The sequence below is a fragment of the Periweissella fabaria genome (assembly GCF_918814575.1).
Taxonomy (GTDB): Bacteria; Bacillota; Bacilli; order Lactobacillales; family Lactobacillaceae; genus Periweissella; species Periweissella fabaria.
The window spans coordinates 529,605-541,151 of the sequence record NZ_CAKKNS010000001.1 but is presented as its reverse complement, the minus strand read 5'-3'; the positions used below and the strand labels follow the sequence as shown (position 1 = coordinate 541,151).

Genomic DNA, 11,547 nt, shown 5'->3' with positions numbered 1-11,547 from the left:
AAATGTTTATATCATCAAAACACGAACGATTATTTTGTAAATGTGATATTTTTCGTCTTAAAATAAATATTTCGCTTGTTTTTAATCTAAAGTTCGGTATAATACTTTCTTGGGGCTTTGTTATCGTATAAAGTTCGTGTTTTGATAATTTAAATAAAAAAGTTTGAGGATAGATAATGAATAATGGATTAACAGTTTTTGATTACGAAGATGTACAACTTGTTCCACGCAAATGTGTGATTACAAGTCGTTCCCAAGCTGATACGTCAGTTAAGTTTGGTCCTAAAACTTTTAAACTTCCCGTTGTACCAGCCAATATGCAAACCGTTATTGACGAACCCCTCGCAAAGCAACTTGCTGAAAATGGTTTTTTCTATGTTATGCACCGGTTTGAACCAGAGACCCGCTATGATTTTGTCGTTAAAATGCATGCAGCAGGTTTATTTGCTTCAATTAGTATCGGTGTAAAAGACGACGAGCATGCGTTAATCGAACGCTTTGCTAATGATGGTGTTGTGCCAGAATATATTACAATTGATATTGCTCATGGTCATTCAGAAACTGTGATGGACATGATTAAATTTATTAAATCCCGTTTACCAGAAACATTTTTAATTGCCGGTAATGTCGCTACTCCCGAAGGTGTTCGTGATCTAGAAGATGCCGGTGCGGATGCAACTAAAGTCGGCGTTGGCCCTGGTAAAGCATGTATTACTAAGCTAAAGACTGGCTTTGGGACAGGTGGTTGGCAATTAGCGGCTTTACGCTTATGTGCTAAAGCTGCGCGTAAGCCAATCGTAACTGACGGTGGTATCCGCTATAATGGTGATATTGCTAAGTCAATTCGTTTTGGTGCTGATATGGTTATGATCGGTTCATTATTTGCCGGTCATGATGAAACGCCAGGGGATAAACTTGAGATTAATGGTGAAGTTTTCAAGACTTACTTTGGGTCTGCTTCACAATTCCAAAAGGGCACTTACAGTCACGTTGAAGGTAAGAAATTATTGGTGCCATATCGTGGTTCAATCAATAGTACACTTCAAGAAATGCATGAAGATTTACAATCAGCGATTTCATATGCTGGTGGTCGGGTACTTAAAGACTTACATCAAGTTGACTATGTAATTGTGAAAAACTCAATTGTTAACGGTGATACTTACTAAGCTTAAATTAATTAAAAAAGGTCCTGCCACTCATGAATTAAGTCATGGGTAGCAGGACTTTTTGTATGCTAATTGTTTTTAGAAATGTGTATAATTTAGTTAAGGCGTATAATTTAAGATATTAAAATGTAGTATAATACTACAACAAAATCATGCATAACGTGGGGGACAAAGCTGGATGTTGCAAAAAAATGGGGCTAAGCTTTTACAAGCATTTGCTCAACAAAATGAACAAAAACATATTTACCATTTTGGTCAAGGCGTTCATCAATTTGTGGGCTATGGGCATAGTAATGCGATTGCCATTGAAGGGAGGACAAGTGTTATCTTAGTCGATACCCTTGACTCGCCAGATCGGTCGGCCTTGATGCTGACGGATTTACAAGCAATTACTAATAAACCCGTTCGGACAATTATTTATACACATGGGCATCCAGATCATCGAGGGGGTGCCAGTACATTTGCAGCGACTGCACAGTCAGTAATCGCTTTTGCTAATCGTGACCAAGCATTAATCGATGCACAAAAGGTCAATGATGTTTTATTAAAACGGACCCAACATCAGATGGGGTACCAACTTAACGATGCGGAGGCACTTACACAAGGTGTGGGCATGCGAGAAGGGCACACCCAAGGACAACGGGGCTATGCACCATTACCACCAACTGAAATAATCAGTGATATGTTGGTTGATCGGGTAATTGATGGCATTCATTTGCAATTAATTAGTGCACCTGGTGAAAATGGTGATATGGGCTATGTGTGGTTACCCGAGCAAAAAATAATGTGTGTGGGTGACAATTATTATGGGGCTTTTCCGAATTTAGCGGCAATTCGGGGTGGACAGTATCGTGATATTGGTCAATGGATTCAAAGCTTGGATTTGTTGATTGAATATAATGCGGTTGCCGTTTTACCAGGGCATCTACAACCTTTGGAAGGCGCAACAGTTGTTAAAACAACTTTAGTTAATTATCGTGATGCCATTGCAACGGTCTTTGATCAAACTCTTGCCCATATTGATGCGGGTTTACCAGTACAAGCAATTGTTGAAGTAGTCCAATTACCGGAGCATTTAAGGAATTTACCATACTTACAAGAAATATATGGCAGTGTTGAATGGACGGTACGGGCAATCTTTGCAGCATATGTGGGGTGGTTTGATGGTAATCCGACCAACTTACACCAAATGCCGGAGTACTTATATGCTGGTAAGATGGTCGCTTTGATTGGAGGAAAAGCAAAAGTTATTGTAGCAATCAAACAAGCACTCGCGGCAAGTGATTACTTATGGGCCTTACAATTATGTGATTTACTAATTGCCCTTGGTGAGGCTGAAGCAGTTGATTTAAAAATTACCGCACTATATGCATTAGCGGAGTTAGAAACAAGTGCTAATGGTCGCCATTATTATATTAGTTATGCTAAAGCGATGTTAGAAAATAAGTGAAAAAGTTAAGTCAATTTAGGTTGACTTAGCTTTTTTTGTAGCTCAAAATTAAGTTAGCTAGTTGTTTTTTATTAAAAAATAACTTTTTTATTATAAGTAAAAAACAATTTTAAGCGAAGGCTCTTAAATTCAAAATTGGGGGAATTAGGATGATTTATTTTATTAATTTTGGTATGCCAGCTAAAAAATCTGGGATAGAACATGCACAATTAAAGCGGGCGCACTTGTTTGATAAAAATAAAACGGCATATTATTTTTTAACGCGGGATTGGGTTTATGATTCACACGTAACAGCACACGAAGCGGGAATAAATGATTCACAAATGATTAATATGTTTGATTTTTATCAACAAGCATTGTTTGTTGAACCAAAAGAACTACACGTAAATGATATCGAGTTTGGATTAAAGAATTTACACTTTACCGATGAAAGTGATAATAGTCGCTTCATTGTTAAACGGGCAAATAATCAAATGGTTGCCCGTTTTAATTATATTAAGGAAAGTCAACAAGTTTATTCAGTTGAGATGTTTGATGGGTTCAATAACTTATATCGTGTGGATTTTTATGATCAAAGGGGATTCTGCTCTAAGTCGCAATGGTATACACCTGATAATAAAATTGGTACTGAAACTTGGTATACACCAGGGGGACAAATAGTGCTAAGAAACTTTAATCGCAAAAATGCAGTTAATGAAGTTGAAAAGACAGGTTGGCTTTTGAGTGAGCATGGAGGGACAATTCATCAATTTGATACAATTGATGAATTATTTGAATTCTTTTTGAATCAAATTAATGAGCAAAGTTCAGAGACGAATATTTTTGTGCTCGATCGTTCATCACTGGCTGATCAAGCATTAACGCGCTTGCACAAACCAGCATTTACAGTTATGTATTTGCACAGTTCACAAGCTGGGGATGCGCAAGATCCTATGAATTCAGTTATGAATAATAACTACGAATATGCATTAACAAATGTCGATAAATACTCGGCTGTTGTTTCGGCAACCCAAAAACAAGCTAAAGATGTCAAAGCTCGTTTTCCAACAATTCAACGTAATTATGTAATTCCGGTAGGTGTGGTACCGGAAGTAATTTTAGAACAAACACGAATTAAAATGAATACTCGAACATTCGGTAAAATTGTGGCGGTAGCTCGAATTGCATATGAAAAACGTCTAGGCGATCTTATACGGGCAGTCGCACTTGCACATGAAAAATTTCCAGAAGTTAGTTTAGATTTGTACGGTTATGCAGATTCGACTGACAATTATGCCGAAAAGAGAAAAATTACGGCTTTAATTAAAGAGCTTGATTTAGAAGATGTTGTGACATTTAAAGGTTATATTGATGACGTGCAAAGTATCTTAGATGATGCCCAGATTTTTGGGCTGACTTCATTAATGGAAGGCTTTAATTTGGCTATTATGGAAGCAATCTCACATGGGGTTGTTGGGATTACGTATGATGTCAATTACGGACCAAATGAAATTATACAAGATAATATTAATGGATACGTGGTCCCATTTAATGATTATAAGGCAATGGGGGCCAAAATAATTAGCGTCCTTACACACAAAAGAACGTTACAGCGCTTGAGTAATGGTGCTTATGAATCAGCACATCGTTATTCTGAAGAAAATGTTTGGCAAGCGTGGCAGCAATTATTGGATGATGCTAAGACACTTAAAGTTAAACATGTGCGTTAAAAAGGAGGGAATAATGATATATTCAGTTGGTGAAAATATTTATGGCTTTAATTCAGGTGTTGAATTTGTACAAATAAAGCGGACGCAAAGCTTATTAGCAAATGGAGAAGCTGCCAAAATTGTGACACAGGATTATAACCGCTTTTTGGCTCGTGATATTATTAATATGGGAATTGAAAACACCCAATATATTAATATGTATGACTATTTTCAACACGCCAATAATATTGAACGTCAAGAAACGAGTATCCGTTTTTTATCAACCATTCCATTACGGGATTATCATGTGACAAGTGTTAATGCAAACTATTCGACTATTGATTCAATGGGGCGTAAATTAGCCAAAATAAATGTTATGCCTGGAACGGTTGGATTAGTTGGAGATATTGTGTATTATGATCGCGTTGGTAATAAAGAAATAACACAGTATTACGATTGGCGGGGGTTCCTTTCAATGGAAGAGACTTATCATCCTGATGGATCAGTGGCATTACAAACATTTTTTGATGTCAATGGTAAGTCAGTCATTGAAATTGTGCATATGTTTATTAATGGGGTTGTTACACCAACGATGTATAAGTTACTCAATTTTTATGGTCAAGATTATGTTTTTGATACGCAAGTGCAGTTATTTACGTTCTTTTTAAATGAACTAAATATAGCTGAACCAGGGATTTTCGTAGCAGATCGACCTGGGGTTGTTGAGGCGGTTTTAGGAGTTCTTAATCCAGTCAAGACAGTGGCATATTTGCACGAAAATCATTTAGAGAAGAACCAAATTACAGATGAAAAAATGCTGAAACAAGCATATGCAGGAATTGTGACACCCGTAGGTAAACATTTTGACTTAATTGCTACTGCAACGGATGCGCAGACAGCAGATCTGAAACAAGGTTATACTGGTATTAATGCCTGTACGTTGCAATCAGCTACATATACAAGTATAGATATTAGTAAACAAACGGATTTAACTAAAATTGTATACGTTGGACGATTAGCACCAGATAAAAATATTTCCGGTTTAATTGACATTTTTCAAAGTATTCACGAACAAAAACCAGACGCTGAATTGTATTTGAAGGGATATTATTCTTCAACAGATTATAAGCAACAAATTGAACATCAACTTCACAATACTGAGATTGTTGATGCAGTGCATTTCCTTGACTATAGTATTGATAATCGAGACATTTATCAAGATGCCGCCTTATTTTTAACGGCAGCTAAAAGTGAAGGTTTTGGGATTAACGCGTTAGAAGGCATGAGCCATGGAGTACCGGTAGCTTGTTATGCTGTTGACTATATAAATAAAAATCTCGTAATCAATGGTGAAAACGGCATTACGATTACGAATCGCACGCCACATAACTTAGCAAAATTAATCGTAGCAACATTTGAAGATGTCAATAAAATTAAGAAATTAAAAAGTAATGCTTTAAAAACAGCACAAAAATTTGACGCTAATCGTTTAGTAACACAATGGCGTAGTATTGGTAAAAATTAATTATTAAAATCTCCAGAAAGTGCACTGGTATCTGTCAAGTTGACAAATGAAATAATATAAAATAGTTATGCGATTAACTGTTTTGAAATGGCCTTATGCCGGAATTCTTCCGGTGTAAGGCCATTTCTTTTTTCAGAATGCCGAATAGTATTAAAATACTTAACACCTTCTGCAACTAACATTTCCAATTCACCGTATGTAGTGGGACATGGATGAGTTCTAAGCCAACGTACTTTAAACTCATTCCAATACCGTTCCATTAATGAATTATCGTAAGGTATACCTGGTCGTGACATACTACGTATAGTATTTTTTTGAAACATAAAGTCATTAAATAAGCTGGAAGTGTATGCCGCACCACGATCAGTGTGAACCAGCGGCTCGGCATTATTAGCTACGTTGAAGGCTTGTTTAAAAGTATCAATCGTCGCTTCGGTTGTTTCAGTTAAACTCAAGTTATAGGCTACTAAGTAGCCACTGTAAGTGGGTAAAATCAGATAGCCAGATATCATCAGGCCGCTGGGCTTGCTTAAAATTTTGATTCAAGACGTTACCTTTAAGATATTGTTCAGCTTGCTTAATACGATTACGTTTCTTGATACGAATACCGAATTTACGAGTAAGAAATCTCAAACTACCTCGTCCAGCAAGGTATTCAGCAACAACTTTATTCTTTAATTCCGCAGAGTATGTGTTGTTACTTTTTCGCTAACACTGTATTTACTTCTTGGCGTATAAAAAAGCCTCCTGGTTGACAAATGAAATTTATTATTTCATTTGTCAACCAGGAGACTACCATAGCAAAGTGAAAGCTTTCTGGATATTTTTTTAGTAAACCGCGCTGAATGCTGATTATTTAGTGTTTTGAAATTAGTATAGTTTACAAATAAATTACAGTATTGATTTTTTTAAAAATATGAGTATTTTTAAAATTTAAAATACGTAATTAATATGAATTTAATTACTAAGTAATTACAAAATAAAGATGGTTTAAATAAATGTAATACTTACTTTAATGATAAGACAAAATAAGTATTAGCAGAATATTACAACGCTAATATCTTAGGAAATTCCTCGTATAATCAAAAAGAGCATGAAAATGCTTAGGAAATGTGTAACTTAGAGTTATAAAATCAAAATATTTATGAGTAGTTATTTTATGGGGGGAGCTATAATGCAAAGAAGGATTAATAACCATAATCAAATAATCGCCAAAAAACGATATAAAATGTATAAAGCTGGTAAAAATTGGTTTTATGCACCAATTATATTTTTGGGAATTGGAGTGGGATTGATTGCGGGGATGCCTAGTCATACTGCAGCGGATGAGATACATAATACTGCAACAGCAAGTATTTATACGCAAAAGAGACCGTCCTCTGATAATAAAGGTGTAAATAGCGCAACAACAAATAGTGCTGCTAGTGAAACTGCCACTAGTAGCACAGTAACAAGTAGTGCTACTAGTGAAACTGCCAACAGTAAAGCAACAACAAATAGTGCTGTTAGTGAAACTGCCAATAGTAGTGCAGTAACAAATAGTGCTGCTAGTGAAACTGCCAATAGTAGCACACTAACAAGTAGTGCTGCTAGTGAAACTGCCAACAGTAAAGCAATAACAAATAGTGCTGCTAGTGAAACTGCCAATAGTAAAGCAACAACAAATAGTGCTGCTAGTGAAACTGCCAATAGTAAAGCAATAACAAATAGTGCTGCTAGTGAAACTGCCAATAGTAGCGCAGTAACAAGTAGTACTGCTAGTGAAACTGCCAATAGTAGCACAGTAACAAGTAGTGCTGCTAGTGAAACTGCCAATAGTAGCGCAACAACAAATAGTGCTGCTAGTGAAACTGCCAATAGTAGCGCAACAACAAATAGTGCTGCTAGTGAAACTGCCAACAGCGGTGTGATAAATAGTAATGCTATTCCAATAAGAGTTTCTAATAGTACCAATATCAATACCAGTATCGGTAACAGTTTAGCGATTACAGATATCGCAAAGACGGTTAATCTATCGTTGAGTAACGACACGAGTACTATTAGTTCACAAACTAATGAGCAAGTGAATAGAATTACAGGTAAATTAAATCCTAATATCCTTTTGAAACAAGATAATGTGGCTAATGTTTCGACTGCCCAAGAATTCCATGATGCGCTCTTTAACGGTCAAATTAACCAGATTAATTTACAAAATGATATCAGTTTATCTACAGCTAATGTTCCACTATTTGCTGCGGCAGTTATTCCAACACGGAGTTTAACTATTAATGGTACCACTGGAACAGCTGGAAAATATTATACGTTAGATTGGCAAAATAACTTTGTTGATATGCCAGCTGGAGTTCAAAATGCTAATGTAAAATTCACGGATATCAATTTATGGGCAGCATCTTGGTGGGGGCCGATTCATTTGATGGGGTCAGCAAATGATCCTAAAGTGCAATCATTAACATTTAATAATGTTAATTACTATGGGTCACAGATGATTAGTTCATATGGAATTCCGGTCTTTATTTCTGGGGATGTGAATACAAAGCTACTTACTAGCTATAGTTATAAATCACCGGTTGACGGGAGTAATGTTTCAATCGCAGGTAACGGTGTTTTAGACCAAGAAATTTTTGAGTCAAGTAATGTTGAAGTCCTTGCGGGGGCGAACTTTACTGGGACAACTGCTGGGGGTACGGCAGTTGTCCTTGCACCTAATGGTGTTTTCAAAATTGACCAAGGTGCAACTGTTAATTTATCACGGGCAACCGCATACGGAGCCAATGAAACTGGAACCAATGCCTTAATTTACACGGCAGGTGGATCAGTGATTGTTGATGGGACGTTGAATTTACAAGGACTTAATATGAACGGGTTCTCTGGCATATTCTTAGCTGGTACGGGAGTGTTAACAGTAAGTAAATCTGGAGTAATTAATTACAATCAAAATAATGCAGATACATCGGGAAATAAGGCAATATATATTACAGGTGCTGGTACGGTTAATGATTATGGAACAATTAATATTAAACAAAATGGCCAGCTGTGGACTGCTAATACTGGTGTCATCCAACTAGATGGTAGTGGGACTTTTGTTGTTGGTAACGGTGGCTTTTTAAATGTTGATGCTACTAATCTTGGATCGCAAAATGCAATTATTATTAATTTATTTGGTACTAGTAATTTTAATTTCGAAGATGGAGCGAATGTAACTGTTACAGTAGATGGTAATGGTCAGGTAACGTTGTTGGAGACACAAGGTGCTAATTCAGTAATTACAATGTATCATGCGCACAAGGTTGTATTTGACTTAACCCAAAATACTAATCCGAAGAGTAGTGTTTTTTATTTTGTCTATCAAGGAAATATTAAAGGACAGCTTCAAAAAATTATATATAATACACCAAATGCGATGGCTATTGGACCATACTTATCTTTTAATATTCCGATGTTGAATAGTGCGGTTTATCAATATTCGTCACCTACTGCACAAGGGATGTCTCTTGATTCTGAAAAAGATATCAATAGCTTGGCAATTGCATTGTCAACAACCAAATATCTCGAGTTTGTAACCGCCGCGGATAATAAAGTTAATATTGAACCTGCAGTGACAGATCATACAACGGTTGTTACTGGTAAAACATTACCAGAGGGTTTTATTACTTTGACTGATCAAAATGGTAATGGCATTACTGGTTTGCCAGCGGGGACATTAGTAGCAAATCGGCAAGATACTACTAAATACATGGCTCAGGCAGATAGTCAAGGTAACTGGTCAATTACTTTACCAGCAGGATTTGCGTTAACAGCTAATACCATTTTGCGTGCTGTCTCAAGTTTGAATTACGTAAAAGTTAATTATGATGTCGTGGTAGGTGACCAAACATCTGTTGATAATAACAATAATACTCAAAGTAATGCGCAGGCTACATCAGCAACTGCTGTAACTTTAACAAGCAGTGTCAATGATGCTGCTAGTGCTGCTAGTGCTGCAGATGGTTTTAGTAAGGCAGCACAATCTTTAGCTAATGAATATAGTGATACAGCAAATGTAAAATCATACGCTAACACTGCTATGAGTGCAGCTAGTGTTGCTTCGACTGCTGCTTCGACTGCCGTCACTCAGCAAGCAATGGCTGATAACGCTGCGGCTATAGCTGCTAGTGCCGCGTCAGTTGCATCTATAGCTTTAAAGAACGAACAAAGTGCTACAAGCACGGCTAATGAAGCTTTAAGTGCTGCTCAATCTGCAGCTAGCGCAGCCAGTGCAGCCAGTTATGCAAATGATTCTGCTTATAAATCATTTGCAAGTGCAGCAACTAGTTATGCTGCCGCCGCAACGGTGGCTATTAATAATGCGACTGCAGATGCTAAGCAAGTTGCAATTGCTAGTAGTGTAGCTGCAAGAGCGATGTCGACTGCTAATGAGCAGCAATCGGCTGCGATAGCAAGTGCAAGTACTGCCGCTAGTGCTGCAAGTGTGGCTTCAAATGCACTGCTGGCGGAACAACAAGCAATTGGTCAAGTATCAGTAGATAAGGCCAAGTCAGCAGCAGATAGCACAAATAAAGTAACAGAAAATACAAAGGGTGATTATAACTCAGCTAACAGTAGTGCTACTACGGCCACGTCATATAGCAAAGTTGGTGATTCTGATGCTGCAGTTGCAACTAGTTATGCCAATTTAGCTAATAATGCAGCTAGTGAAGTATCCTCAACTGCAGCAATAAATCCTGATAATCAGGTAATTATGTCAGCTGCAAGTGCTGCTATGAATGCAAGTTCTACAGCTACATCAGCCGCATCAGTTGCATCAGCTGCGGCTTCTATTGGTGCTGATGCAACTAAAAATGCTCAGGTACAAAGCCAAATAGCTTCGAGTGCAGAAAGTGAAGCTGTCATCGCCAATAGCATAGCTTCAACTGCTTATAGTCAAGCAATTTTAGCTACTCAACAAGGTGATATTGAAGGTGCTAATTTAGCTGCAAGTACTGCAATAGAACAATTAACAAAGGCGAGCTCGGCTGAAAGTGTGGCATCATTGGCTGCCTCAACGGCGGCAAGTGATGCCGCAGTCGCTAAGAGTGCCGCAAGTACGGCGACATCAGCCGCTGCAGTTGCCAGTCAAGCACAAGCAACAGCAGAAGCAGAAAATAATGTCGCAACTAGCACCGCTAATGCAGTACACGCTGCCAACAGTAGTGCTGATAATGCGCAAACAACAGCTAGTGAAGCAGGATCAACGGCAACAGAAGCAGGAAATTACGCAAGTGCAGCTACAGTAAGTGCTAGTCAAGCCAGAGTTGATAACGGTACAACGAAGAGTGCTGCTCAAGATGCAACAATAGTTAATAAAAAACACCCCAAAAATACTACTAAGGTGGTACCAGTTACAGTAATTAATAAAACTAAGCCAGCTAAAAATATTGAAAAATCCCCCACTGAAAGTACCCATGTACAAAAGCAATTACCTAAAACAGATGAACAAGCGCAAACAGCAACGATTTTAACCATTATTGGTGAAACAATCCTTGGTTTGATTGGAGGATTAGGTTTGCGTCATCGGAAGGAGGACGAGAAGTAATAAATTTAAAAATAATTGATTGATTTTAGACGCCAAAGGGCCCGGAAAATTTTCCGAGTCCTTTGGCGTTTTATTTGTAATTATGAGGTTGTAAAGTTTGCTGTCCTATCGTTTGAAAGCGCTATCAAAAATCGGTAAAATGGAAG

The 11,547-nt window shown here is 37.5% G+C and carries 7 protein-coding genes; 5 read left to right on the top strand and 2 right to left on the bottom strand.

What is annotated here, in order from left to right:
* Positions 1-176 precede the first annotated feature (176 nt).
* The 4 genes from LQZ75_RS02690 to LQZ75_RS02675 all read left to right on the top strand — a co-directional run bounded on the left by LQZ75_RS02690 (position 177) and on the right by LQZ75_RS02675 (position 5,829).
* Complete coding sequence (locus tag LQZ75_RS02690; RefSeq protein WP_230096306.1) at positions 177-1,166, top strand: GMP reductase; 990 nt, start codon at positions 177-179, stop codon at positions 1,164-1,166.
* Between the two features lie 178 nt (positions 1,167-1,344).
* Positions 1,345-2,616 carry an alkyl/aryl-sulfatase gene (locus LQZ75_RS02685; protein WP_230096305.1) on the top strand — a complete coding sequence of 424 codons (1,272 nt, stop codon included), beginning with the start codon at positions 1,345-1,347 and terminating at the stop codon, positions 2,614-2,616.
* A 149-nt stretch (positions 2,617-2,765) separates the two neighbouring features.
* Complete coding sequence (locus LQZ75_RS02680) at positions 2,766-4,325, top strand: glycosyltransferase (RefSeq protein WP_230096304.1); 1,560 nt, start codon at positions 2,766-2,768, stop codon at positions 4,323-4,325.
* A gap of 13 nt (positions 4,326-4,338) precedes the next feature.
* Positions 4,339-5,829 carry a glycosyltransferase gene (locus tag LQZ75_RS02675; RefSeq protein WP_230096303.1) on the top strand — a complete coding sequence of 497 codons (1,491 nt, stop codon included), beginning with the start codon at positions 4,339-4,341 and terminating at the stop codon, positions 5,827-5,829.
* A 65-nt stretch (positions 5,830-5,894) separates the two neighbouring features.
* On the opposite strand, the gene LQZ75_RS02670 is transcribed toward LQZ75_RS02675, so the two are convergent.
* Positions 5,895-6,284: an integrase core domain-containing protein gene (locus LQZ75_RS02670; protein ID WP_230096302.1), complete on the bottom strand. Its 390-nt coding sequence runs from the start codon at positions 6,282-6,284 to the stop codon at positions 5,895-5,897.
* A 1-nt stretch (position 6,285) separates the two neighbouring features.
* Positions 6,286-6,462 carry a hypothetical protein gene (locus LQZ75_RS02665; protein ID WP_230096301.1) on the bottom strand — a complete coding sequence of 59 codons (177 nt, stop codon included), beginning with the start codon at positions 6,460-6,462 and terminating at the stop codon, positions 6,286-6,288.
* A 541-nt stretch (positions 6,463-7,003) separates the two neighbouring features.
* Between LQZ75_RS02665 and LQZ75_RS02660 the strand changes: the two genes are divergently transcribed.
* Positions 7,004-11,401: a KxYKxGKxW signal peptide domain-containing protein gene (locus LQZ75_RS02660; protein ID WP_230096300.1), complete on the top strand. Its 4,398-nt coding sequence runs from the start codon at positions 7,004-7,006 to the stop codon at positions 11,399-11,401.
* Positions 11,402-11,547 lie beyond the last annotated feature (146 nt).